Source organism: Reyranella sp., assembly GCF_965279625.1.
GTDB lineage: Bacteria > Pseudomonadota > Alphaproteobacteria > Reyranellales > Reyranellaceae > Reyranella.
Genome location: NZ_OZ257251.1, coordinates 407,117 through 431,154, shown reverse-complemented (window position 1 = coordinate 431,154; position 24,038 = coordinate 407,117). Strand labels below are relative to the sequence as shown.

Sequence of the window (24,038 nt, the reverse complement as noted above, 5' to 3'; positions counted from 1 at the left end):
CTCCTCAGGCCGCCCGGCCCAGCAATTCACCCGAGACGATCTTGCGCGGGCCCTCTGCCGTATCGAGCAGAAGTGCACCCTCGCGGTCCAGCCCGGCGAACCGGCCGCGGACGAGCCCCTCGCCCAGCCGGACGTCGACCTCCGCCCCCAACGGCCCTGCCTTGGCCAGCCATTCGCGGCGCACCGTCTCGAACCCGTCCCGGCGCCATTGCGCCAGCCGGTTCGCCAGCGCGCGTGTGAGACCTTCCAGCGCCGCCTCGACCGTGCCGCCCAGCGCCGCACCCGGATAGCGCATCTCAGGCAGCTGCGGCGCGAAGGTGACGTTCACGCCGATGCCGGCCACGACGTGCTCGACCTGCCCGTCCTGTCCGATCGCACTCTCCAGCAGGATGCCGGCGACCTTGCCACCGTCGACCAGCACGTCGTTGGGCCATTTCAGGCGCACGCTTCGATCCGCCGGAACGAGGTCGCCGACCGCGAGGGCCGCGACGAAGCCCAACTCGGCGGCGCGCTGCGCCATGCAGCCGGGCCGCAGGACCGTGGAACTGTAGAGATTGCCGACCGGAGACGCCCAGTTACGGCCCCTCCGTCCGCGGCCCCCCGACTGCTCGCGCGCCCAGACGACCGTGCCCTCGGGGGCGCCGGCATCGGCCAGGCGGATGGCCTCGTCGTTGGTGCTGCCGACGCTCTGAAGCGCAACCAGCGTCCACCCGTCCGGGAGGACGGGCATCAAGGTCACTGGAACAGGCCCTTGGCGGCCGCTTCGGCGATCACGCTGAGGGGCTGGGGAACCAGGGAGAAGATGGCGATCAGGAAGGCCGCGACCAGCGCCACCACGCGGTTGACGCCGAACGCCGGCCGGTCGATCGCCTCGGCCGGTTCGTCGAAGTACATCACCTTCACGATGCGCAGGTAGTAGTACGACGCCACCACGGAGGCGAGCACGCCCAGCACGGCGGGTACGAACAGCTTGGCCTCGACCGCGGCCATGAAGATGTAGAGCTTGCCCCAGAAGCCCGCGAGCGGCGGGATGCCGGCCAGCGAGAACATGAAGATCAGCATGCCCAGCGCCATCATTGGCTGGCTGCGCGCGAGGCCCGCGAGATCGGAGACCTGCTCGACCATGATGTTGCGGCGCTTCATCATCAGGATGGTGGCGAAGACGCCGAGCGTCATGACCAGGTAGATGGCAAGATAGAAGACCACCGCCTGGATGCCGATCTCCGTGCCGCTGGCGACGCCCAGCAGGATGTAGCCGACATTGCCGATCGACGAATAGGCCATCAGACGCTTGATGTTCTGCTGGCGGAGCGCCGCGAAGGCACCCAGCGCCATCGAGAGCACCGAGGCCACGACGATGATCTGCTGCCACTGCGCGAACAGCGGCTTGAACGGGCCCATCAGGACCGACACCAGCAGAGACAGGGCGGCGATCTTGGGAGCCACCGCGAACAGGGCCGTCACCGGCGTCGGGGCGCCCTCGTAGACGTCCGGCGTCCACATATGGAATGGCACCGCCGAGACCTTGAAGGCAAGACCGGCAACCACGAACACCAGGCCGATGATCACCCCGATTTCCGTCGCGCGGCCGTCGGCCAGCGCGCCCGAGATCTGCACGAAGGCCGTGCCGCCGCAGAAGCCGTAGATCAGTGACGAGCCGAACAGCAGCATGCCCGAGGCGACCGAGCCCAGGACGAAGTACTTCACGCCCGCCTCGGTCGACCGCACGCTGTCTCGCTGGAACGCGGCGATGACGTAGAGCGCCAGTGACTGCAGCTCGAGGCCGACATACAGCGCCATCAGGTCGTTGGCCGAGATCATCAGCATCATGCCGAGCGTCGCCAGGGCGACCAGTACCGGATACTCGAAGCGCCAGGCCTTCGCCTGCTCGAAATAGGCACGCGACATCAGGATGGCGATGGCGGAGCCCACCAGCACCATCGCCTTCATGGTCGCGGTCAGCCGGTCGACGATGAACAGCGAGGAAAAGGCCGTCCCTTCACGATACGGCAGGAACAGCAGCGCCGCCGTCGCCAGCAGGGCGACCGAGGTCGCCACCGAGACGAACGGCGTGGCGATTTCACCCCGGACGACACCGTAGATGAGCAGCAGTGCGGTGGCCGCCGCGAGGAAGATTTCCGGCCGGGCCAGGGTCCAGGATTCGAGACCGACGATCATGTTCATTACTCCCGGCCGCTCACGGTACCAGCGCCGCGGTGCGGGCGAGCTTCAAAGCCGCCTGATAGTCGCCGATCAGCTTGTCCACCGCCGGCGCCATCGGGTCGAGGAAGGAATTGGGATAGACGCCCATCCAGATCGTCAGCAACACGAGCGGCAGGAAGATCGCGATCTCCCGGCCGTTCATGTCGAGGATGCCCTTGAGCGAGTCCTTGGTGAGTTCGCCGAAGACGATCTTGCGATAGAGCCACAGCGCGTAGGCGGCGCCCAGGATCAGGCTGGTGGCGGCCAGGAAGGCCACCCAGGTGTTGGCCTTGAAGGCGCCCAGCAGAACCAGGAACTCGCCGACGAAGCCCGACAGGCCGGGCAGACCGACGCTGGCCAGCGTGAAGAACAGGAAGGTGAAGGCGTAGCGCGGCATGCGATGCACGAGGCCGCCATAGGCTGCGATCTCGCGGGTATGCATGCGGTCGTAGACCACGCCGACGCAGAGGAAGAGCGCGGCCGACACGATGCCATGGCTCAGCATCTGGAAGATCGAGCCCTGCACGCCCTGCATGTTCATGACGAAGGCGCCGATCGTCACGAAGCCCATGTGGGCCACCGACGAATAGGCGATCAGCTTCTTCATGTCCTCCTGCACCAGCGCGACCAGCGAGGTGTAGATCACGGCCACGAGGGAGAGGCCGAAGACCATCGGCGCGAAATACTGCGTCGCCTCGGGAAACAACGGGATCGAGAAGCGCAGGAAGCCGTAACCGCCCATCTTCAGCAGCACGCCGGCCAGGATCACGGAGCCCGCGGTCGGCGCCTCGACGTGAGCGTCCGGCAGCCAGGTGTGGACCGGCCACATCGGCACCTTCACCGCGAAGGAGGCGAAGAAGGCCAGCCACAGCCAGCACTGCCAGGTGAACGGCAGGTCGAGCTTCTCCATGACCGTCGGCAGGTCCGTGGTGCCGACCTGGCCGTAGACGGCGATGATCGCCAGCAGCATCAGCACCGAGCCGAGCAGCGTGTAGAGGAAGAACTTGAAGGCCGCGTAGACGCGCCGCTTGCCGCCCCACACGCCGATGATCAGGAACATCGGAATGAGGACGCCTTCGAAGAAGATGTAGAACAGTGCCAGGTCGAGCGCGCAGAACATGCCGACCATGAAGGTCTCGAGCACGAGAAACGCGATCATGTACTCCTTGACGCGAACCTTGACCGATTCCCAGCTCGCCAGGATGCAGATCGGAGTCAGCAGGGTCGAGAGCAGCACGAAGAACAGCGAGATGCCGTCGATACCGGCGTGGTAGCCGATATTGAGGGCAGGCACCCACGCGACCTTCTCTTCGAACTGGAAACCCGCCTTCGTCGGATCGAACCGGATCCACAAGAGCAGCGAGATCAGGAAGGTTACCGTCGTGGTGACGATCGCCACGCTGCGACAGTTGCGGTCGACGGCCTCTTTCGGGCCGCTGACGATCAGGCAGAAGAACGCCCCCACCAAAGGCAGGAACGTGACCAGGGAGAGGATGGGCCAGCTCGACATCGGGGCCTTACCTCGCCGACAGCATGAAATAGGTGACGAGACCGGCGACGCCGACCAGCATCACGAACGCGTAGTGATAGAGATAGCCGCTCTGGAAGCGCATCAGAATGCCCGCCATGTCCTGCGCTCGCGCCGCGACATTATCGGGGCCGAGCCCGTCGATCACGGCGCCGTCGCCCTTCTTCCAGAGGAAGCGGCCGATGGCCAGCGAGGGCTTCACGAACACCGCATCGTAGAGTTCGTCGAAGTACCACTTGTTGTAGAAGAAGTCGTGCAGGCGCGGGAACGCCCTGACCGTGCGCGCCGGCATGTCGGTGCGCACGACGTAGTAGTAGTAGCTGAGCGCGATGCCGGCGATGGCGAGCGCCAGCGGCATCAGCTTAACCCACAGCGGCACTTCGTGGGCGTGGTGCAGGACCTCTTCCGTGGCCTTCACGGCGAGCGAATGGCCCCAGAAGGCGTGCCAGTCGTGGCCGACGAACCAGTCGTAGCCGACCAGGCCCGAGAACGCCGCGCCGATGCCCAGCACGTAGAGCGGGATCATCATGACGATCGGCGATTCGTGGGCGTGGTCCCAGGTGTGATGGTCGCCGCGATACTTGCCATAGAAGGTCATGAACATCAGGCGGGTCGAATAGAAGGCTGTCATGAAGGCGGCGACCACGCCCATCCAGTAGGCGAAGACGCCGACCGTCGTATGCGTGCCGTAGGCCGACTCCAGCATGATGTCCTTGGAGTAGAAGCCCGCGAAACCCAGGCCGTTGCCCAGGATGAACGGGATGCCGATGCCCGACAGCGCCAGCGTGCCGACCCACATCAGGATGAAGGTCTGGGGCGCCTTCTCGCGCACGCCACCCATCTTCCGCATGTCCTGCTCGTGATGGAGGCAGTGGATCACCGAGCCCGACCCCAGGAACAGCAGCGCCTTGAAGAAGGCATGCGTCGTGAGGTGGAACATGGCGGCCGAGTAGCCGCCGACTCCGCAGGCAAAGAACATGTAGCCGAGCTGGCTGCAGGTCGAATAGGCGACGACCCGCTTGATGTCGAACTGGGTCAGGCCGACGGTCGCGGCGAAGAACGCGGTGAGCGCGCCGATGATCGTTACGACCATCGAGGCGGTCGGCGCCAGCTCGAACAGCGGCGACAGGCGGCAGACCATGAAGACGCCGGCCGTGACCATGGTGGCGGCATGGATCAGCGCCGACACCGGGGTCGGGCCTTCCATCGCGTCGGGCAGCCATGTGTGCAGGCCGAGCTGGGCCGACTTGCCCATGGCGCCGACGAACAGCAGCAGGCAGGCGGTCTCCAGCGCCGGCAGGTCCATGCCGAGGAACTGGATGCGCATCTGCGCCATCTGCGGCGCCTTGCCGAAGATCTCCTCGAAGCCCACCGAGCCCGACAGCATCCAGACCGCGAAGATGCCCAGGGCGAAGCCGAAGTCGCCGACCCGGTTCACGATGAAGGCTTTCATCGCCGCGGCGTTGGCCGAGGGCTTGTCGTACCAGAAGCCGATCAGCAGGTAGGAAGCGAGGCCCACCCCTTCCCAGCCGAAGAACAGCTGCACGAGGTTGTCGGCCGTCACCAGCATCAGCATGAAGAAGGTGAACAGGCTGAGATAAGCCATGAAGCGCGGGATGCTGGGATCGTCCTCCATGTAACCGATGGAGTAGATGTGGACCATCGACGACACGCCGGTCACCACGATCAGCATGACGGCGGTCAGCGTGTCGACGCGCAGCGCCCAGGAGATGTCGAGCGTCCCCGATTCCATCCAGGAGAAAAGCTTGATGACGATCAGCTTCTCCGTCCCGAAGCCGATCTTGACGAAGACGAAGACCGAGAGGGCTGCCGCGATCAGCAGCGCCGCGCAGGTCACGATCTGCGCCGGGCGGGCGCCGATCACGCGGCAGAAAAGACCGGCAATCGCTGCCGCGACCAGCGGCAGGAAGACGATGAGCTTGATGGCGAGATCCATGATGAGTGCGCCCTAGCCCTTCATCGCGTTGATGTCTTCGACTTCGATCGTTCCGCGGTTACGGAAGTAGACCACCAGGATCGCCAGCCCGATCGCCGCCTCGGCGGCGGCCACGGTCAGCACCAGCAGGGCGAAAACTTGCCCGACGACATTGCCCTGGAAGACCGAGAAGGCCACCAGGTTGATGTTCACCGCGAGCAGCATCAGCTCGACGCACATCAGGATCACGATGACGTTCTTGCGGTTGAGGAAGATGCCGAGGATGCCCATCGTGAACAGCACGGCGGCGACCGTGAGGTAGTGGCCCAGCCCGATCGTCATCACACCCCTCCCCGGGTCGGCACTTTGACCACGGTGATCGACTGTTCCCTGGTGCGGTTGATCTGCTCGCCCGCCTTCTGGCGGCGGACGCCCGGCCGGCTGCGCAGGGTGAGCACGATGGCGCCGATCATGGCGACCAGCAGCACCAGACCAGCCACCTGGAAGAGGTAGAAATACTGGGTGTAGAGAACCCGCCCGATGGCCCGCGTATTGTCGATCGCCATCACCTGGGCGCCGTGCGCGTTCAGGCCCGCGACGGTGGTCGAGCCGGCGCCAATGATGCCGACGCCCAGCAGCAGCTCGGCGAACAGAACCGCGCCGATCAGCGCGCCCACCGGGAAGTAATCGAGGAAACCCTCCCGCAGCTCGGTGAGGTTGATGTCGAGCATCATGACGACGAAGAGGAAGAGCACCGCCACCGCGCCGACATAGACGATGACCAGGATCATCGCGATGAACTCGGCGCCGATCAGCAGGAACAGCCCCGCGGCGTTGAAGAACGCCAGGATCAGGAACAGCACCGAATAGACGGGATTGCGCGAAACCACGACCATGGCGGCGGCAGCCACCGTGATCGCGGCAAAGACGTAGAAGGCCAGGGCCTGGAGTATCATGATCTGTCTCTCCCCCGCCCGGCTCAGCGATACGCCGCTTCGGAATGGAGGTTCGCCGCGATCAAGGTTTCCCAGCGGTCGCCGTTCGCGAGCAGCTTATCCTTGTTGTACATGAGTTCCTCGCGCGTCTCGGTCGAGAACTCGAAGTTCGGACCCTCCACGATCGCATCGACCGGACAGGCTTCCTGGCAGAATCCGCAATAGATGCATTTCGTCATGTCGATGTCGTAGCGCGTCGTACGGCGGCTGCCATCGTCGCGCGGCTCGGCCTCGATGGTGATGGCCTGCGCCGGGCAGATCGCCTCGCAGAGCTTGCAGGCGATGCAGCGCTCTTCGCCGTTCGGATAGCGGCGCAGCGCATGCTCGCCGCGGAAGCGCGGGCTGAGCGGGCCCTTCTCGTAGGGATAATTCACCGTCACCTTGGGCTTGAACATGTACTTCAGGGTGAGGGCAAAGCCCGCCAGCAGCTCGGTGAGCAGGAAGGCGCGCGCGGTACGGTCGAGGGAAGCCATTGGCGATTGCTCCTAGGGCTTCGGCAGCCAGCCGCCGAACGTCAGGACGGCAGCGGTGAGGACGACCCAGCCCAGCGACACGGGCAGGAACACCTTCCAGCCCAGCCGCATCAGCTGATCGTAGCGGTAGCGAGGCAGCGTGCCCTTGGTCCAGCTGAAGATGAACAGCAGGAAAGCGATCTTGAGGGCAAACCAGATCACGCCCGGCACGAGCGTGAACGGTGCATAGGGGATCGGGGAATGCCAGCCGCCCAGGAACAGGACCGCGCCCAGGGCCGAGAGCAGGATCATGTTGGCGTATTCGCCGAGGAAGAACAGGCCGAAGGTCATGGCCGAATATTCGGTGTGGAAGCCCGCCACCAGCTCGGCTTCCGACATCGGCAGGTCGAACGGCGTGCGGTTCGTCTCGGCGAGCGCCGAGATGAAGAAGATCACGAACATCGGCAGCAGCGGCAGCCAGAACCAGTTCCAGAACCAGCCGGACTGGGCCAGCACGACCTGCGACAGGTTGAGCGAGCCGACGCAGAGCAGGACGGTGATCAGCACGAATCCGATCGAGACCTCGTAGGACACCATCTGCGCCGCCGAGCGCAGGGCGCCCAGGAAGGCGTACTTCGAGTTCGAGGCCCAGCCCGCGATGATGATGCCGTAGACGCCCAGCGACGAGATGGCGAAGAGATAGAGGATGCCGACGTTGATGTCGGCGATGACCCAGCCGTTGTCGAACGGCACCACCGCCCAGGCGACCAGGGCCGTCATGAAGGCGATCATCGGCGCGATGATGAACAGGACGCCGTTGGCGCTCGACGGGACGATCGTCTCCTTGAGCACCAGCTTCAGACCGTCGGCGAAGGGCTGCAGCAGACCGAACGCACCGACCACGTTGGGGCCGCGGCGCAACTGGATCGAGGCCCAGACCTTGCGGTCGACGTAGGTCATGTAGGCCACGGACACCAGCAGCGGCACGGTCACCGCAAGGCACTGCGCCAGCATGACGATCGCCATGCCCAGCCAGTTCGTCGTGAAGAAGCTGATCAGATCGGCGTACATGCCCCTACTCCGCCGCCATGAGATGCGCCCGCGAGACCATGCAGTCGGCCATGGTCTTCGACGCGCGGCTGATCGGGCAGGTCATGTAGAAGTTCGGCACCGCCGACTTGAGCGGCGCATCGCTGGTCGCGCCCGGCTTGCCGACCGGTCCCCAGGCGCCGGGCGCCTGCTGGTCGATCGCCGCAAAGACCTTGTTAACGGCGACGAGCCGCGCACGGACCTGATGCAGCGTGTCGTACGGCAGCGTCTTGCCCAGCCGCTCCGAAAGCGCGCGCAGGATCGCCCAGTCCTCGCGGGCATCGCCCGGCGGATAGCCGGCGCGGCGACCGACCTGCACGCGGCCTTCGGTGTTCACGTAGATGCCGGGCTTCTCGGTATAGGCGGCACCCGGCAGGATCACGTCGGCGCGATGGGCGCCGGCGTCACCGTGATGCCCCTGATAGATCACGAAAGCCTTGCCGAGCTTGGTCGTATCGATTTCGTCGGCCGCGAGGAGGAAGACCGCTTCGATCTCCTTCTTCTGGCAGCCTTCCAGAATGCCGGCGACATCGCGGCCGCCCTCGCCCGGCACCAGGCCGAGATCGAGGCCGCCGACGCGCGCCGCCGCCGTGTGCAGCACGGCGAAGCCGTTCCAGTCGTCGCGTACCGCGTTCAGCTTACCAGCGAGCTCGTACGCCATCGCCAGTACTGCAGCGCCGTCTTTACGGGCGAGCGCGCCCATGCCAACGACGATCAGCGGGTTCTTCGCGCCCTTGAGCTTCTCGAAGAAGCCGAGCTTGCCGTCAACCAGCTCCCGCAAGGTCGCGGGACCGGCGCCCAGCCGCTCGACCGAATAGGTCAGGTCTTCGGCGGTGCCGATGCTCGCGACCGGGCACTTGCCGTGAAGATAGCGCTTGCGGATGCGGGCATTGAGAACCGGCGCCTCGGTGCGCGGGTTGGTGCCGATCAGCAGGATGGCGTCCGCCTGGTCGATGCCGCGAACGCCCGCATTGAAGATGTAGCTTCCGCGCGGCCCGTCGAGCTTGGCGCCGTCCTGGCGGCAGTCGACGTTGGGCGAGCCCAGCGAAGCCATGAGATCCTTGAGCGCCACCATCGACTCGGCATCGCACTGGTCGCCGATGATCGCCGCAATCTTGCTCCCCTCCAGACCGTTCAGCTTGGCGGCGATGGCGGCGAATGCCTGATCCCAGGTCGCCTCCACGAGCTTGCCCTTGGTGCGGACATAGGGACGATCCAGCCGCTGATGGCGCAGCCCGTCGATCGCGTGGCGGGTCTTATCGGAGATCCACTCCTCGTTCACGTCGTCGTTAAGACGCGGCAGCACGCGCATGACCTGCGCACCGCGCATGTCGATGCGGATGTTGGAGCCCAGCGCGTCCAGCACGTCGACCGACTCGGTCTTGGTCAGTTCCCAGGGGCGCGCCTCGAAGGCGTAGGGCTTCGAGGTCAGCGCGCCGACCGGGCAGAGATCGACCAAGTTGCCGGCGAGCTCGGTCGACAGCGCCTGCTCGACATAGGTCGTGACTTCCATGCTCTCGCCGCGGCCCGTGGCGCCGAGCTGCTCGACGCCCGCGACCTCGGTCGCGAAGCGGATGCAGCGCGTGCAATGGATGCAGCGGTTCATCGACGTCTTCACGAGTGGCCCGAGTTCCTTGTCCGGCACCGCGCGCTTGTTCTCGTGATACCGGCTGCGGTCGAAACCGTAGGCCATCGCCTGATCCTGCAGGTCGCACTCGCCGCCCTGGTCGCAGATCGGGCAATCCAGCGGATGGTTGATCAGCAGGAATTCCATCACGCCCTTGCGCGCCTTCTGCACGGTCGGGGTCTGGGTGAAGATCTCCTGCTTGTCGGCGACCGGCAGTGCGCAGCTCGCCTGCGGCTTCGGCGGGCCGGGCTTCACCTCGACGAGGCACATCCGGCAGTTGCCGGCGATCGACAGCCGGTCGTGGTAGCAGAAGCGCGGAATCTCGACGCCCGCCAGCTCACAGGCCTGCAGCACGGTGATGCCGGCAGGCACCTCCAACTCGACGCCGTCGATCTTGACCTTGGGCATTGCCTGCTCCCCGCCCCGCCTACTCGGCTGCCAGTTTTTCGGTGCGCGCGCGGATGCGGCGCTCCATCTCGGGCCGGAAATGCCGGATCAGGCCCTGGATCGGCCACGCCGCCGCGTCGCCCAGCGCGCAGATCGTGTGGCCTTCCACCTGCTTGGTGACGTCCTCGAGCGCGTCGATCTCCTCGATGCGAGCGTTGCCCGTTACCATCCGCTCCATCACGCGCCACATCCAGCCGGTGCCCTCGCGGCACGGCGTGCACTGGCCGCAGCTCTCGTGCTTGTAGAAGTAGCTGAGCCGCGCGATCGCCTTAACCACGTCGGTCGACTTGTCCATGACGATGACCGCCGCGGTTCCGAGGCCCGAGCGCTGGTCGCGCAGCGAGTCGAAGTCCATCAACTGGGTGTCGCAGATCGCCTTGGGCAGCAGCGGCACCGAGGCGCCGCCCGGGATCACCGCCAGGAGATTGTCCCAGCCGCCGCGCACGCCGCCGCAATGACGCTCGATCAGCTCGCGGAGGGGAATGCCCATCTCCTCTTCGACGTTGCACGGCCGGTTCACGTGGCCGGAGATGCAGAAGAGCTTGGTGCCGGTGTTGTTGGGGCGGCCGATGCCCGCGAACCAGGCTGCGCCGCGGCGCAGGATGGTCGGGGCGACGGCGATCGACTCGACGTTGTTCACGGTGGTCGGGCAGCCATAGAGGCCGGCGCCCGCCGGGAACGGCGGCTTCAGCCGCGGCATCCCCTTCTTGCCCTCGAGGCTCTCGAGCAGCGCCGTTTCCTCGCCGCAGATATAGGCGCCGGCGCCGCGATGGACGTAGAGGTCGAAATCCCAGCCCGAGCCGCAGGCGTTCTTGCCGAGCAGGCCCGCGTCATAGGCCTCCTTGATCGCCGCGATCAGATGCTGCGCCTCGTTGTAAAACTCGCCGCGCACGTAGATGTACCCGGCGTGGGCGCGCATCGCGAAGCCCGCGATCAGGCAGCCCTCGATCAGCAGGTGCGGATCGTGACGCATGATGTCGCGATCCTTGCAGGTGCCCGGCTCCGACTCGTCGGCGTTGACGACCAGATAGTGCGGCCGGTCCTTCACTTCCTTGGGCATGAAGGACCACTTCATGCCGGTCGGGAAGCCGGCGCCGCCGCGACCGCGCAGGCCGGACTTCTTCATCTCGTCGATGATCCAGTCCTGGCCCTTCTCGATCAGCGCCTTGGTATTGTCCCAGGCGCCGCGCGCGCGGGCGCCGGCCAGGCGCCAGTCCTGGGCGCCGTAAAGATTGGTGAAGATGCGGTCCTTGTCGCCGAGCATCGTTCTATTCGCCCTTCAGCGTTGTCAGTCCGCCTTCGGGCGCCGACGTCTGGCGGTCCACCTGCGGTCCGGGCTTCGGCGTCTCGCCGCGCCGGAACGCGTCGAGCACCTTGTTCATCGAGGCCTCGTCGAGGTCCTCGTAGAAATCGTCGTTGATCTGCACGACCGGCGCATTGACGCAGCCGCCGAGGCACTCGACCTCCTGCACGCTGAACGTCTCGCCGTCGGCGGCATGCTGGCAGGCCTTCATCACCGCATCCGAGCCGCGCAGCCAGCACGGCGTCGTAGTGCAGACCTGCAGCAGGTACTTACCCTTCGGGCGCAGCTGGAACATCGTATAGAAGGTCGCGATCTCGTAGACGCGGATCGGCGCCATATCGAGGAGGCGCGCCACCTCGTTCATCGCCGCGCGCGGCAGCCAGCCCTGCTGGCGCTGTGCCAGATCCAGCACCGCGATCACGGCGCTCGCCTGACGGCCCGGCGGATAATGGGCAATCTGCTCCTCGACCTTCGCCATGTACTCGGGCGTGAAGGCAAAGTGCGCGACCTGAGGGACGTCCTTGGGGTCGGCGGTGATCATCGCCATCGCATCGTCTCCTAGCGGTCGATCTCGCCGAACACGATGTCGAGCGAGCCGATGTTCGCCGACATGTCGGCGAGCTGGTGTCCCTTGGTCATCATGTCGAGCGCCTGCAGGTGCGGAAACCCGGGAGCGCGGATCTTGCAGCGGTAGGGCTTGTTGGTGCCGTCGGACACGAGATAGACGCCGAACTCGCCCTTGGGCGCCTCGACCGCCGTGTAGGTCTCGCCGGCGGGCACCTTGTAGCCCTCGGTGTAGAGCTTGAAGTGATGGATCAGCGCTTCCATCGAGCCCTTCATCTCACCCCGGCGCGGCGGCGAGATCTTGCGGTCATCGACGCGCACCGGGCCGCCGACCTTGCGCAGCGCTGCGATGCACTGCTCCATGATGCGGACGGCCTGGTACATTTCCTCGATGCGCACGAGGTAACGCGCATAGCAGTCGCCAGTCTTGCCGACCGGAATGTCGAAATCCATGCGGTCGTAGACGTCGTAGGGCTGCGACTTGCGCAGGTCCCACGGCAGGCCCGAGGCGCGGATCAGCGGTCCCGAAAAGCCCCAGTCGAGCGCCTGTTCGGCCGACACGATACCGATATCGACGGTGCGCTGGCGGAAGATGCGGTTGTCGTTCAGCAGGTTCTCGATGTCCTTCATGAACGGATAGAACTGCTTGATCCATCCATCCATCGAATCGAGCATGCCCGCCGGCAGGTCCTGATGGACGCCGCCCGGCCGGAAATAGGCCGCGTGCATGCGCGAGCCGCTGACCTGCTCGTAGTACTCCATCAGCAACTCGCGCTGCTCGAAGCCCCAGAGCGGCGGCGTCAGCGCACCGACGTCCATCGCGAAGGTCGTGACGTTCAGCAGATGGTTGAGGATGCGCGTGATCTCGGAGAACAGGACGCGGATGTACTGACCGCGCTCCGGCGCCTCGATGCCCAGCAGCTTCTCCACGGCGAGCGCGTAGGCGTGCTCCTGGTTCATTGGCGAGACGTAGTCGAGCCGGTCGAAGTACGGCACCGCCTGCAGGTAGCTCTTGTATTCGATCAGCTTCTCGGTGCCACGATGCAGCAGCCCGATATGCGGATCACAGCGCTCGACGATCTCGCCGTCCATTTCGACGACGAGGCGAAGCACGCCGTGGGCCGCAGGATGCTGCGGCCCGAAGTTCATTGTCAGTGTCTTGATTTCGACGTCGGACATGTCAGTTCGCCTTCGCCGGCGCCGCGGCCGCTTCCTGGGCCTTCTCGTCGCCCGGCAGAATCTGGGGCGCGCCCTCCCAGGGGCTCAGGAAGTCGAAGCGACGAAATTCCTGGGCGAGCTTCACGGGTTCGTAGACTACGCGCTTCTGCACGTCGTCCCAGCGCAGCTCGACGAAGCCGGTCAGCGGGAAATCCTTGCGCAGCGGATGCCCCTCGAAGCCGTAATCCGTGAGAATCCGGCGCAGGTCGGGATGATCCGAAAACCATACGCCGTAAAGATCGTAGGTCTCGCGCTCGAACCAGCCGGCCGAGCTGTAGACCGAGGCGGCCGACGGCACCGGCGTCGTCTCGTCGGTCATCAGCTTCACGCGGATGCGCTGGTTGTTCTTCAGGCTGAGCAGATTGTAGACGACATCGAAGCGCTTCTCGCGCTCCGGCCAGTCGACGCCGCAGATGTCGATCAGCTGCTTGAACAGGCACTTCGGCTCGTCGCGCAGATACGTGAGAAGCGCAATCACCTTGTCTGGCGTCGTCTCGAGCATGAGTTCGCCAAGGCGAACTTCAGCCTTTGAAACCACACCCGCCTGAGCCTGGACGATATGGGCGCCAAGTTCCTTGAGAGCCTCGCTCATCAGCGCACCAGCGTGCCCGTACGACGGACCTTCTTCTGAAGCTGGAGCACGCCGTAGAGCAGCGCCTCGGCGGTCGGCGGGCAGCCCGGCACGTAGATGTCGACCGGCACGATGCGGTCGCAGCCGCGCACGACGGAGTAGCTGTAGTGATAGTAGCCGCCGCCGTTGGCGCACGACCCCATCGAGATCACGTAGCGCGGCTCGGCCATCTGGTCGTAGACCTTGCGCAGCGCCGGGGCCATCTTGTTGGTCAGCGTCCCGGCCACGATCATCACGTCGGCGGCGCGCGGGCTCGGCATCGGCGCGAAGCCGAAGCGGTCGAGATCGTACCGGCTCATCCAGCAGTGAATCATCTCGACGCCGCAGCACGCCAGACCGAAGGTCAATCCCCACATCGAACCAGTGCGCGCCCAGGTGACCAGCTTGTCGAGCTGAGCGACGACGAAGCCCTTGTCGGCCAGCTCGTCGTTCAGCGCCCGCGACAGCGCCGCTTCGGCGGCCGTGTTGGGCTTGGCCGGAGTGATCACTCCCATTCCAGGGCTCCCTTGCGCCATTCGTAGATGAAGCCGACCGTCAGCACGCCGAGGAAGAGCATCATCGACCAGAAGCCGAAGAGGCCGATGTCGCCCAGCGCCACGGCCCACGGAAACAGGAACGCGACCTCGAGATCGAAGATGATGAAAAGAATCGCAACCAGATAGAACCGGACGTCGAACTGGCCGCGCGCATCGTCGAACGGTGCGAACCCGCATTCGAACGGAGACAGTTTCTCCGAGTTCGGATTCTGGCGGGCGATCAGATACGACCCGCCGAGCATGGCGCAGACCAGCCCGAAGGCTAGTCCCAGGAAGATCAGGATTGGCAGGTATTCCCGCAGAAGAGCTTCCATCGCCACCCCTTGCGCCCAATTGTTATGGGCTGCCAGTGTTTGGGCTGGCGCGAGCGACGGGACTCGAACCCGCGACCTCCGGCGTGACAGGCCGGCATTCTAACCAACTGAACTACGCCCGCTTTCAGCCCCAAACGGCGCGCGGAGAAATATAGGACGGCCTATTGTGTGTCAAGCATACCGCAGCTGCTAAGTCGTCGGTAAGTGCCGGAATTTTCAGAGAATTTCCGCGTGGCGTATGACGACCGGCAGAATTGCGGTCACGCGAGCGATGTTGCGACTCGCTCGCATCGATCGCCGCCTACGCACCCCGCCCGAATCGCTGCATTCCAGGGAAACCCAAAACGCTAGCCGGCCGGACTTTCATGCGCTTCCCCCTACTCTCCTGCCCCTCTCCGGATCGGGCACCCAGGCCAATCTGCCGGCAGCGGCCGGAGGCTCCCCGCCCCCGATGCGGCATCGCGGCGCTGGGTTGGCTGGGGACAAAGGCCTTCAGGATCGCAGCTGGAGCCCATGCCGCTCCAAACCACTCACGCCCTTGTCTCGCGCCGGAACGTCTGGAACGCCTCCACGAGGGCTTGGCTCCGGGCAGGCAGAGATCGGCCTGGCTTTTGGACGGCGGCCGGTAGAGGCCATTGGAAAAGAACCGTGGGGCGTTTGGTCTGGGGATACGGCATGTAGGGTGGGTAACCCCACCCAGGCAGCGGCCAGAGGCGTGCCTCGATCTGCACCATGCCGCCGCTCGGCCGTGCAAGTTGGTGGGCGATGACGGGATCGAACCGCCGACCAGTCCCGTGTAAAGGGAATGCTCTACCGCTGAGCTAATCGCCCGCCGCCGGTCCTAGCACAGCAGCCGGGGAAAAGCCTAGTTGATCGCGTCTTTCAGAGCCTTGCTGGCCTTGAAACGCGGCACGATGGCCGCGGGAATCTTGATCTTCTCGCCGGTCTGGGGATTGCGCCCCTCGCCCGCCTGACGCTTCGTCACCTGGAATGTTCCGAACCCGACGAGAAGGACCTTTTCCTTCTTCTTGAGGGATTTGGTGATGACCGTGAGCATCGCATCGATGGCGTTGGCGGCATCCGTCTTGGAAAGGTTGGTCGAAGCGGCGACGGCGGCAATCAGATCGTGCTTGTTCACGGGCGAGCCTCTCGATGGTCCGGCAACTCAAGACCGGAGATCGCCTTGTACCATATTTTGTAGCCGCGCTGAAACCGATCACAGGATTTGGGTGGAAACGACGAAGCCCCGGATCAACCGGGGCTTCGCATTCCATTCTCGCAGGGGCGTCAGTGCGCCCGGGCAACCTCGGTCGGTTCGGCGGGCTTGGCGGGCACCGCATCGAGATCGTTCACCCACTCGATGGCGACCAGCGGCTTCACCAGCGCCCGGGCCAGTACCTCGTCCACGGTCGACACCGGCACGATCTCCAGGCCCTTCTTCACGTTGTCGGGGATCTCCGGCAGATCGCGCTCGTTCTCCTTGGGAATGAGCACGGTCTTGAGACCGCCGCGCAACGCGGCCAGGAGCTTCTCCTTGAGGCCGCCGATCGGCATGACCCGCCCGCGCAGGCTGATCTCACCGGTCATCGCCACTTCCTTGCGCACCGCGATGCCGGTCAGCGCCGACACGATCGAGGTGACCATGCCCACGCCGGCGGACGGACCGTCCTTCGGCGTCGCGCCTTCCGGCACGTGGATGTGGATGTCGCGCTTCTCGAAGATGTTCGACTTGATGCCGAACATGTGGGCGCGGGAGCGGACGTAGGCGTTGGCCGCCTGCACCGACTCCTGCATCACGTCACCCAGCTTGCCGGTCACGCTCATGCGGCCCCGTCCCGGAACCAGCACGGCCTCGATCTGCAGCAGCTCGCCGCCGACCTCGGTCCACGCCAGGCCCGTCGTGATGCCGACCAGATCCTCGAGCTCGGCCTCGCCGAAGCGGAAGCGCCGGACGCCGGCATACTTCTCGAGGTTCTTGGGGCCGATCTTCACCTTGGTTGTCCCCTTCATGAGGATTTCCTTGGTGGCCTTGCGGGCCAGGTTGGCGATCTCGCGCTCCAGGTTACGGACGCCCGCCTCGCGCGTGTAGTAGCGCACGAGGTCGCGCACCGCGTCGTCGTGGATCTCGATCTCGCTTTCCTTGAGACCATTCGCCTCGATCTGCTTCGGGATCAGATGCTTGCGCGTGATCGCGACCTTCTCGTCCTCGGTGTACCCGGCGAGCCGGATGATCTCCATACGGTCCAGCAGCGGCTGCGCCATGCGCAGCGAGTTGGCCGTCGTGATGAACATCACGTCAGACAGGTCGTAGTCGACTTCGAGATAGTGGTCGTTGAACGAGGTGTTCTGCTCTGGGTCGAGCACCTCAAGCAGCGCCGACGACGGATCGCCGCGGAAATCCGCGCCGAGCTTGTCGATCTCATCGAGCAGGAACAGCGGATTCGAGGACTTCGCCTTCTTCATGCTCTGGATGACCTTGCCCGGCAGCGAGCCGATGTAGGTCCGGCGATGGCCGCGAATCTCCGCCTCGTCGCGCACGCCACCCAGCGACATACGAACGAAGTTGCGACCGGTGGCCTTGGCGATCGACTTGCCGAGCGAGGTCTTGCCGACGCCGGGAGGACCGACGAGGCACAGGATCGGGCCCTTCATCTTGTCGACGCGCTGCTGGACCGCGAGGTACTCGAGGATGCGTTCCTTCACCTTCTCGAGGCCGTGATGATCGGCGTTGAGAATTTCCTCGGCGTACTTCAGGTCCTTGATGATCTTGGTCGACTTGCGCCACGGAATCGACAGCAGCCAGTCGAGGTAGTTGCGCACCACCGTCGCCTCGGCCGACATCGGGCTCATCGTCCGCAGCTTCTTCACTTCGGCGTTGGCCTTCTCCCGCGCCTCCTTGCTGAGGCGGGTCTTCTTGATGCGCTTCTCCAGCTCGGAAACCTCGTCGCGACCGTCCTCGGTCTCGCCAAGCTCCTTCTGGATCGCCTTCATCTGTTCGTTGAGATAGTACTCGCGCTGCGTCTTCTCCATCTGACGCTTCACGCGATTACGGATCTTCTTCTCGACCTGCAGGACGCCGATCTCGCCCTCCATCAGGCCGAGGATCCGCTCCAGGCGCTTCGACACGGAGTCGAGTTCGAGAAGCTGCTGCTTCTCGGCGACCTTGAGCGCCAGATGCGCGGAGATCGTGTCGGCGAGCTTCGCCGGTTCCTCGATCTTGTTGATCGAGACGACGACTTCCGGCGGCACCTTCTTGTTCAGCTTGACGTAGTTCTCGAACTCCGAGACCACGGTGCGGGCAGCAGCCTGCAACTCCGCGCTGTCGCCGGCGGATTCTTCCATATCGACGGCGCGCGCTTCGAAGAAATCGACACGATCGTTATAACCGGTGATCTTCACGCGGCGGCCGCCTTCGACCAGCACCTTGACGGTGTCGTCGGGCAGCTTCAGCAGCTGCAGCACGGTGCCGAGCGTACCGATCGTGTAGATGTCCTCCGGGCCGGGATCGTCCTGGCTGGCATTCTTCTGGGCGATCAGCAGGATCTGCTTGTCGTCCTTCATGACCTCTTCCAGGGCCTTTACGCTCTTCTCACGTCCCACGAAGAGCGGGACGATCATGCCGGGAAACACGACGATGTCGCGCAACGGCAGGACGGGATAGACGGTTCCTTGAATGGGGGCGTTCATGATGCCTCGCAACGTACGCTGTTAGAGCTACCCGTGCCTCGGCCGTGAATCCCCCTAGGGGCAATTCACGGCACGCGAACGCGCGCACTCGATATCAGAGATTGGCCTGAACAGAGGGTTGTTCAAGCCCCGTCGGGGAGACCGCCGGCGACGGTTACCGCCGACGCAGCAAAACTCAGGCCGGAGCAGCCGCCGCGCCTTCTTTGCGCTCGCCATGCACATAAAGCGGCTGGGCGCGACCCTCGATCACTTCCCGGTTGATCACCACTTCCTCGACCCCGTCGAGCGACGGGAGGTCGTACATGGTGTCGAGCAGGACGGTCTCCATGATGGACCGAAGCCCGCGGGCACCGGTCTTGCGCATGATCGCCTTCTGGGCCACCGCGCGCAGGGCATCGTCGGAGAATTTGAGCTTCACGTTCTCCATGTCGAACAGACGCTGATACTGTTTGATCAGCGCGTTCTTGGGCCGTGTCAGGATCTCGATCAGCGCGACCTCGTCGAGGTCCTCGAGCGTCGCCACGACCGGCAGACGGCCGACGAACTCGGGGATCAGGCCGTAGCGCAGCAGATCCTCGGGCTCAAGGTCCCGCAGGATCTCGCCGGTCCGGCGATCTTCGGGTCCGCGGACTTCGGCACCGAAGCCGATCGACGTGCCCTGGCGACGCATGGCGATGAGCTTGTCGAGGCCGGAGAACGCGCCACCGCAGATGAACAGGATGTTGGTCGTATCGACCTGCAAGAACTCCTGCTGCGGATGCTTGCGCCCGCCCTGCGGCGGCACGGAGGCCACGGTGCCCTCCATGATCTTCAGGAGCGCCTGCTGCACGCCCTCGCCCGACACGTCGCGAGTGATCGACGGGTTGTCGGACTTGCGGCTGATCTTGTCGACCTCGTCGATGTAGACGATGCCGCGCTGAGCCCGCTCGACATTGTAATCGGCCGACTGCAGCAGCTTCAGGATGATGTTCTCGACGTCCTCGCCGACATAGCCGGCTTCGGTAAGCGTCGTGGCGTCGGCCATCGTGAACGGCACGTCCAGCATCCGCGCCAGCGTCTGGGCCAGCAGGGTCTTGCCGCACCCGGTCGGCCCGATCAGCATGATGTTGGACTTGGCGATCTCGACGTCGTTCGCCTTGCCGCCGTGGCTCAACCGTTTGTAATGATTGTGCACGGCGACGGACAGGATGCGCTTGGCCCGATCCTGTCCGATGACATAGTCGTCGAGGATCTGCCGGATCTCCTTTGGAGACGGCACGCCATCCTTCGACTTGACGAGAGTCGTCTTGCTCTCTTCCCTGATGATGTCCATGCAGAGTTCGACGCATTCATCGCAGATGAACACGGTCGGCCCGGCAATGAGCTTGCGGACTTCATGCTGGCTCTTGCCGCAGAAGCTGCAATACAGGGTGTTGCGGGAATCACCCCCGGATTTGGCGGCTGGCATGTCGGTAACGCACCTCCGCTTGGGGGGCCCTACGACCTGCGGGCCCGCACACAAGCCTATGTTAAACGTGCCGCCCGGACGGCGACAACATCAAAATATGGTGTGTCGCCGTGCGAACGGGAAACAATTGGTCGCTGCTGCCCCTTTAGGAGGCAGCCGCCTGGATGGTCGTGGGGGTCGGCCGCTTCTCGAGCACGTCGTCGATAAGGCCGAACTCCTTGGCTTCCAGGGGCGCAAAGAACTTGTCGCGCTCCATGGCCTGCTCGATCACCTCGAGCGGCTTGCCGGTATGTTCCACGTACATTTGGTTAAGACGCGACCGGGTCGCAAGGATCTCCCGGGCATGAATCTCGATATCCGTAGCCTGGCCCTGGGCGCCGCCCGACGGCTGGTGGATCATGATCCGGGCGTTCGGCAGGGCGAAGCGCTTGCCCTTCTCGCCCGCCGTCAGCAGCAGCGAGCCCATCGACGCCGCTTGGCCATAGACGAGGGTCGAGATGTGCGGGCGGATGTACCGCATGGTGTCGTAGATCGCCAAGCCGGACGTCACCACGCCACCGGGCGAGTTGATGTAGAACGAAATGTCCTTCGTCGGGTTCTCGGCTTCGAGGTACAGCAGCTGGGCGCAGAGCACGCCAGCCACATGGTCCTCGACCGGGCCGTTCAGGAAGATGATCCGTTCCTTCAGCAGTCTCGACCAGATGTCGTAGCCGCGTTCGCCGCGCGCCGATTGCTCGACCACCATCGGCACGTAGTAGTTGTTGTGAACTTCCAGCGGATCGCGGTCGCGAATCATCGCGTGGCCCCCATGAGTGACAGTGCTACGGAAAGTGGCAGCGCCGGTGGCCCTGTTCAAGGGCACCGGCCCTGGATCAATTCGCCGCCGCTTCCGCAGGCTCCTCGTTTTCCGCCTCGCGGGCGGCCTTGAGCAGTTCCTCGGGGGTAACCGACTTCTCTGAAACCTTGGCCAGCTCCAGAATGAAGTCGACCGTCTTCTCCTCGAAGATCGGCGCGCGCAGCTGGTCCTTCGCCTCGGCGTTCTTGCTGAAGAACTCGAGCACCTGGCGCTCCTGGCCCTGGTAGCGCATGGCTTCGCGCATTACCGCCTGGTTGAGTTCCTCGGGCGTCACGTCGATGCTGTTGGAGCGACCGATGTCGGCGAGCAGAAGACCGAGACGCACACGGCGATCCGCGATCTCGCGGTACTCCTTGCGCATCTTCTCCTCGTCGTCCTCGAGCTTCTCGCCCTTCTTCTTGGCTTCCTCGATGCGCTGCCAGATCGCGTTGAACTCGCCTTCGACGAGACCTTCCGGCACCTCGAACTTGTGGGTTTCCGCAAGCTTGTCGAGGAGCTGGCGCTTGATCATAGTGCGCGAGATCTGGTTGTAGTCTTGGCCGATGCGCTCGCCGATGGCCTTGCGCATGGCCTCCAGGTTCTCGAAGTTGCTCTTCTTCGCCAGCTCGTCGTCTGCCGGCTTGTCGACGAACTCGTGGATTTCCTTGATCGTGCACTTGAACACGGCGTCCTTGCCGGCGAGTTCGGGTGCACCGTATTCGGCCGGGAAGGTGACCTTGACGTCGACGGTCTTGCCGACCTCGGCGCCCACGAGCTGGTCCTCGAAACCCGGAATGAAGGAGCCTGAGCCGAGTTCCAGCGTGTAGTCGCTGGCCGTACCGCCGGGGAACTCGACACCGTCGACCGAGCCCACGAAGTCGAGCTTGATCGCGTCACCCTTCTGCGCCGGACGCGGGGGATCCACGGGCTTCTGCTCGCGGTTGGCCTTGGCGATGCGATCGAGCGCCTCGTCGATATCCTTTTCCGGAACTTCGGCCTTGAGCCGCTCGAGTTCGATGCCCGAGAAGTCGAGCTTGCCGATCTCCGGCAGCACTTCGACCACGACTTCGAACTCGACGTCTTTGCCCTCTTCGAGCTGCTTCAGGTCGACGCGCGGCTGCAGCGCGGGCTTCAGGCCGCGATCCTCGATCGCCTTCGCCGTGCTGGTATTGACGGCGGCCTCGACGGCCTCGCCGAACAACGCCTGGCCATACTGCTTCTTCAGCAGGCTGACCGGCACCTTGCCGGGGCGGAAGCCCGGCAGGGCCGCAGTCTTCGCCATTTCGGCCAGGCGCTCGTCGATCTTCGCCGACAGGTCGCTCGCGGGGACGACGATCTTGAATTGGTGCTTCAGGCCTTCAGCCGAGAGTTCCGTAACTTGCATTGTCTCACTTCCATTTCCTGGTGCGGGCGGAGGGACTTGAACCCCCACGCCTTGCGGCACGAGAACCTAAATCTCGCGTGTCTACCAATTCCACCACGCCCGCCCGAAGCCTGCCCAAAACACATCCTGAGCCATCGGGGCGTGCCGCGAAGGCCGAATCGCGCGCCTCTTAGCCCGACCCCGATGAACGGTCAATTGAAGGACGACAACGACTGAAGCACGCGCGGCAAAAGAGCGGGCAAATCCTCCGCGATCAGCCCGTGACGACCGAATTGGAGCGCACATTCTCCATGCAGCCATGCCGCGGCGGACGCTGCGGCAAACGGCGTGAGGCCCTGGGCCAGCAGGCCCCCGATCAACCCGGCCAGGACGTCGCCCGACCCGGCGGTGGCAAGAGCCGGCGAGGCATGGACGTTGATGACAGCGCGGCCGCCTGGTTCAGCGATCACCGTGTCCGGTCCCTTCAGCAAGATGGTCGCCCCGCTTCGTGCCGCCGCCCGCCTGACCCGCTCCAGCTTGCCTTCGGTACCGGCCAGGTCGGGGAAAAGCCGCCGAAACTCTCCCTCATGTGGCGTGAGCAATGCGGGTCCTGCGATGCGCCCGAAGAGAAGTTCGGGATCGGCCGAGAAGACAGTGATGGCGTCGGCATCCAGGACGACGTGACGCCGCGCGCCCAGGGCCGCGAGGACCGCGTCCTTCGTTCGATCGATCACCCCCGATCCCGGACCGATCAGGACCGCATTGCGCCGCTCGTCTTCCAGCAGGTTGGCGAACATCGCACCGTCGTCGGCTTCGACCACGAGGTTGCCGGGCTCGGCAGCCTGATACGCGGTCAGGGTCGACCGAAATCCCGCAATCGTCACCAGTCCGGCCCCGACACGGCGGCCCGCCAGCGCCGCAAGGCGCGCCGCGCCGGTGGCATGGGGCCCGGCCAGGATGGTGAGATGCCCCCGGGCATATTTGTGGTCGGCAATGTCGTCCCGGCACAACAGGTGCGCCCACAGGGCCGGCGCATTCAACCAGGCCCGGGGCGCGATCGACGCCAGCGCGGCCGACGGAATGCCGATATCGACGATGCGGAGGCGGCCGCAGCGACGTAACCCCTCCACGGAGTAGTGACCGGGCTTGGCGCGAAAAAAAGAGACGGTCGTTTCCGCCTGAAAGGCCCGCCCGAGGATTTCGCCGGTGTCGCCGTGGAGACCGCTCGGCACGTCGATCGCGACGACCGGGAGCTTCCGCTCGTTCACGAGTTCGATGGCGGCGGCAATCTCGCCATCGACCGGGCGGCTCAGGCCGGCACCGAAGATCGCGTCGATCACGAGCGGCGCGCCGTCGAGCAGCGCCGGCGACCAGCGTTCGATTGGCCCCTTCCACGTCCCGGCAGCCCAGGCAGCATCGCCTTTGAGCGCCTCGGCCTGTCCGAAGAGCACCATTCGGACCGGCCAGCCCGCCGCGTGCAGATATCGCGCGGCGACGAAGCCGTCGCCGCCATTGTTGCCCGGCCCGCACAGAACCAGGGCGGCACGGCGCGGATGGCGTTCCATCGCCGCGAAGGCCACTGCCCTTCCGGCGGCCTCCATCAGAGTCGCGCCCGAAACACCGGCGGCGATGGCAAAGGCGTCTGCTCTCGCCATTTGCGCGCAGCCGAGGAGCGCGAGCGCGTCGCTGGGAATGAGGTCTTGCATGTCAGGCATCTGGGGCATTGTACGGGGGCGATTGGGGCGGCCGACCGGATTTGAACCGGCGACATCCAGAATCACAATCTGGCGCTCTAACCAACTGAGCTACGGCCGCCATCGCGGATCGCTCCCGACGAAGCGCGCCTTCCTACGCTCCGGCGACC

21 protein-coding genes and 4 tRNA genes are annotated in these 24,038 nt (G+C 64.9%); all 25 read right to left on the bottom strand.

What is annotated here, in order from left to right:
- Positions 1-4: 4 nt before the first annotated feature.
- Complete coding sequence (locus ACQY78_RS01940; protein WP_428682225.1) at positions 5-730, bottom strand: biotin--[acetyl-CoA-carboxylase] ligase; 726 nt, start codon at positions 728-730, stop codon at positions 5-7.
- A gap of 5 nt (positions 731-735) precedes the next feature.
- A complete protein-coding gene (nuoN, locus tag ACQY78_RS01935; RefSeq protein WP_428682223.1) occupies positions 736-2,178 on the bottom strand; it encodes an NADH-quinone oxidoreductase subunit NuoN in 1,443 nt (480 codons plus the stop codon).
- 19 nt (positions 2,179-2,197) lie between these two features.
- Positions 2,198-3,712, bottom strand: coding sequence for an NADH-quinone oxidoreductase subunit M (locus ACQY78_RS01930; RefSeq protein WP_428682221.1), 1,515 nt, complete (start codon positions 3,710-3,712; stop codon positions 2,198-2,200).
- Between the two features lie 7 nt (positions 3,713-3,719).
- Entirely contained in the window at positions 3,720-5,687 is a 1,968-nt protein-coding gene (nuoL, locus tag ACQY78_RS01925) for an NADH-quinone oxidoreductase subunit L (protein WP_428682219.1), read from the bottom strand.
- A 12-nt stretch (positions 5,688-5,699) separates the two neighbouring features.
- The gene (nuoK, locus tag ACQY78_RS01920; RefSeq protein ID WP_422013753.1) at positions 5,700-6,008 is read right to left on the bottom strand and encodes an NADH-quinone oxidoreductase subunit NuoK; all 309 of its coding nucleotides are present in this window, start codon (positions 6,006-6,008) and stop codon (positions 5,700-5,702) included.
- Positions 6,008-6,622: an NADH-quinone oxidoreductase subunit J gene (locus tag ACQY78_RS01915; RefSeq protein WP_428682216.1), complete on the bottom strand. Its 615-nt coding sequence runs from the start codon at positions 6,620-6,622 to the stop codon at positions 6,008-6,010. The genes nuoK and ACQY78_RS01915 overlap by 1 nt, the downstream gene beginning before the upstream one ends.
- Positions 6,623-6,645: 23 nt before the next feature.
- Complete coding sequence (gene nuoI, locus ACQY78_RS01910) at positions 6,646-7,134, bottom strand: NADH-quinone oxidoreductase subunit NuoI (protein ID WP_298308953.1); 489 nt, start codon at positions 7,132-7,134, stop codon at positions 6,646-6,648.
- Between the two features lie 12 nt (positions 7,135-7,146).
- Positions 7,147-8,172 carry an NADH-quinone oxidoreductase subunit NuoH gene (nuoH, locus tag ACQY78_RS01905; RefSeq protein ID WP_428686312.1) on the bottom strand — a complete coding sequence of 342 codons (1,026 nt, stop codon included), beginning with the start codon at positions 8,170-8,172 and terminating at the stop codon, positions 7,147-7,149.
- A gap of 16 nt (positions 8,173-8,188) precedes the next feature.
- Positions 8,189-10,237, bottom strand: a complete 2,049-nt coding sequence (gene nuoG, locus ACQY78_RS01900; protein WP_428682214.1) for an NADH-quinone oxidoreductase subunit NuoG — start codon at positions 10,235-10,237, stop codon at positions 8,189-8,191.
- Between the two features lie 19 nt (positions 10,238-10,256).
- The gene (gene nuoF / locus ACQY78_RS01895; protein ID WP_428682212.1) at positions 10,257-11,540 is read right to left on the bottom strand and encodes an NADH-quinone oxidoreductase subunit NuoF; all 1,284 of its coding nucleotides are present in this window, start codon (positions 11,538-11,540) and stop codon (positions 10,257-10,259) included.
- Positions 11,541-11,544: 4 nt separating this feature from the next.
- Complete coding sequence (gene nuoE, locus ACQY78_RS01890; RefSeq protein ID WP_428682210.1) at positions 11,545-12,126, bottom strand: NADH-quinone oxidoreductase subunit NuoE; 582 nt, start codon at positions 12,124-12,126, stop codon at positions 11,545-11,547.
- 11 nt (positions 12,127-12,137) lie between these two features.
- Positions 12,138-13,322, bottom strand: coding sequence for an NADH-quinone oxidoreductase subunit D (locus tag ACQY78_RS01885; RefSeq protein WP_428682208.1), 1,185 nt, complete (start codon positions 13,320-13,322; stop codon positions 12,138-12,140).
- A gap of 1 nt (position 13,323) precedes the next feature.
- Positions 13,324-13,953: an NADH-quinone oxidoreductase subunit C gene (locus ACQY78_RS01880; protein ID WP_428682206.1), complete on the bottom strand. Its 630-nt coding sequence runs from the start codon at positions 13,951-13,953 to the stop codon at positions 13,324-13,326.
- A complete protein-coding gene (locus ACQY78_RS01875) occupies positions 13,953-14,486 on the bottom strand; it encodes a NuoB/complex I 20 kDa subunit family protein (protein WP_428682204.1) in 534 nt (177 codons plus the stop codon). Before ACQY78_RS01875 ends, ACQY78_RS01880 begins: the two co-directional genes overlap by 1 nt.
- Entirely contained in the window at positions 14,477-14,842 is a 366-nt protein-coding gene (locus ACQY78_RS01870; RefSeq protein ID WP_068198877.1) for an NADH-quinone oxidoreductase subunit A, read from the bottom strand. Before ACQY78_RS01870 ends, ACQY78_RS01875 begins: the two co-directional genes overlap by 10 nt.
- A 45-nt stretch (positions 14,843-14,887) precedes the next feature.
- Positions 14,888-14,964, bottom strand: a tRNA-Asp gene (locus ACQY78_RS01865).
- A gap of 634 nt (positions 14,965-15,598) precedes the next feature.
- Positions 15,599-15,673, bottom strand: a tRNA-Val gene (locus ACQY78_RS01860).
- 34 nt (positions 15,674-15,707) lie between these two features.
- A complete protein-coding gene (locus ACQY78_RS01855) occupies positions 15,708-15,980 on the bottom strand; it encodes an HU family DNA-binding protein (RefSeq protein ID WP_425066057.1) in 273 nt (90 codons plus the stop codon).
- Positions 15,981-16,129: 149 nt separating this feature from the next.
- A complete protein-coding gene (lon, locus tag ACQY78_RS01850) occupies positions 16,130-18,529 on the bottom strand; it encodes an endopeptidase La (RefSeq protein ID WP_428682201.1) in 2,400 nt (799 codons plus the stop codon).
- Between the two features lie 175 nt (positions 18,530-18,704).
- Complete coding sequence (gene clpX, locus ACQY78_RS01845) at positions 18,705-19,976, bottom strand: ATP-dependent Clp protease ATP-binding subunit ClpX (RefSeq protein ID WP_428682199.1); 1,272 nt, start codon at positions 19,974-19,976, stop codon at positions 18,705-18,707.
- A 145-nt stretch (positions 19,977-20,121) separates the two neighbouring features.
- Entirely contained in the window at positions 20,122-20,772 is a 651-nt protein-coding gene (locus ACQY78_RS01840) for an ATP-dependent Clp protease proteolytic subunit (protein ID WP_428682197.1), read from the bottom strand.
- 76 nt (positions 20,773-20,848) lie between these two features.
- Positions 20,849-22,195 (bottom strand): trigger factor, encoded by a 1,347-nt coding sequence (gene tig / locus ACQY78_RS01835; RefSeq protein ID WP_428682195.1) that lies wholly within the window; start codon positions 22,193-22,195, stop codon positions 20,849-20,851.
- 18 nt (positions 22,196-22,213) lie between these two features.
- Positions 22,214-22,298: transfer RNA gene (locus ACQY78_RS01830), tRNA-Leu, on the bottom strand.
- Between the two features lie 88 nt (positions 22,299-22,386).
- The gene (locus ACQY78_RS01825; RefSeq protein ID WP_428682193.1) at positions 22,387-23,880 is read right to left on the bottom strand and encodes an NAD(P)H-hydrate dehydratase; all 1,494 of its coding nucleotides are present in this window, start codon (positions 23,878-23,880) and stop codon (positions 22,387-22,389) included.
- A gap of 32 nt (positions 23,881-23,912) precedes the next feature.
- Positions 23,913-23,989: transfer RNA gene (locus ACQY78_RS01820), tRNA-His, on the bottom strand.
- Positions 23,990-24,038 lie beyond the last annotated feature (49 nt).

Coding starts and splice junctions, on each gene's coding strand:
- clpX (WP_428682199.1), bottom strand. CDS start 19,976: ATGCCAGCCGCCAAATCCGGGGGTGATTCCCGCAACACCCTGTATTGC.
- tig (WP_428682195.1), bottom strand. CDS start 22,195: ATGCAAGTTACGGAACTCTCGGCTGAAGGCCTGAAGCACCAATTCAAG.
- nuoE (WP_428682210.1), bottom strand. CDS start 12,126: ATGGCGATGATCACCGCCGACCCCAAGGACGTCCCTCAGGTCGCGCAC.
- ACQY78_RS01875 (WP_428682204.1), bottom strand. CDS start 14,486: ATGGGAGTGATCACTCCGGCCAAGCCCAACACGGCCGCCGAAGCGGCG.
- ACQY78_RS01880 (WP_428682206.1), bottom strand. CDS start 13,953: ATGAGCGAGGCTCTCAAGGAACTTGGCGCCCATATCGTCCAGGCTCAG.
- ACQY78_RS01840 (WP_428682197.1), bottom strand. CDS start 20,772: ATGATTCGCGACCGCGATCCGCTGGAAGTTCACAACAACTACTACGTG.
- nuoL (WP_428682219.1), bottom strand. CDS start 5,687: ATGGATCTCGCCATCAAGCTCATCGTCTTCCTGCCGCTGGTCGCGGCA.
- ACQY78_RS01940 (WP_428682225.1), bottom strand. CDS start 730: ATGCCCGTCCTCCCGGACGGGTGGACGCTGGTTGCGCTTCAGAGCGTC.
- ACQY78_RS01930 (WP_428682221.1), bottom strand. CDS start 3,712: ATGTCGAGCTGGCCCATCCTCTCCCTGGTCACGTTCCTGCCTTTGGTG.
- lon (WP_428682201.1), bottom strand. CDS start 18,529: ATGAACGCCCCCATTCAAGGAACCGTCTATCCCGTCCTGCCGTTGCGC.
- nuoF (WP_428682212.1), bottom strand. CDS start 11,540: ATGCTCGGCGACAAGGACCGCATCTTCACCAATCTTTACGGCGCCCAG.
- ACQY78_RS01825 (WP_428682193.1), bottom strand. CDS start 23,880: ATGCAAGACCTCATTCCCAGCGACGCGCTCGCGCTCCTCGGCTGCGCG.
- nuoN (WP_428682223.1), bottom strand. CDS start 2,178: ATGATCGTCGGTCTCGAATCCTGGACCCTGGCCCGGCCGGAAATCTTC.
- ACQY78_RS01870 (WP_068198877.1), bottom strand. CDS start 14,842: ATGGAAGCTCTTCTGCGGGAATACCTGCCAATCCTGATCTTCCTGGGA.
- ACQY78_RS01915 (WP_428682216.1), bottom strand. CDS start 6,622: ATGATACTCCAGGCCCTGGCCTTCTACGTCTTTGCCGCGATCACGGTG.
- nuoI (WP_298308953.1), bottom strand. CDS start 7,134: ATGGCTTCCCTCGACCGTACCGCGCGCGCCTTCCTGCTCACCGAGCTG.
- nuoG (WP_428682214.1), bottom strand. CDS start 10,237: ATGCCCAAGGTCAAGATCGACGGCGTCGAGTTGGAGGTGCCTGCCGGC.
- nuoK (WP_422013753.1), bottom strand. CDS start 6,008: ATGACGATCGGGCTGGGCCACTACCTCACGGTCGCCGCCGTGCTGTTC.
- ACQY78_RS01885 (WP_428682208.1), bottom strand. CDS start 13,322: ATGTCCGACGTCGAAATCAAGACACTGACAATGAACTTCGGGCCGCAG.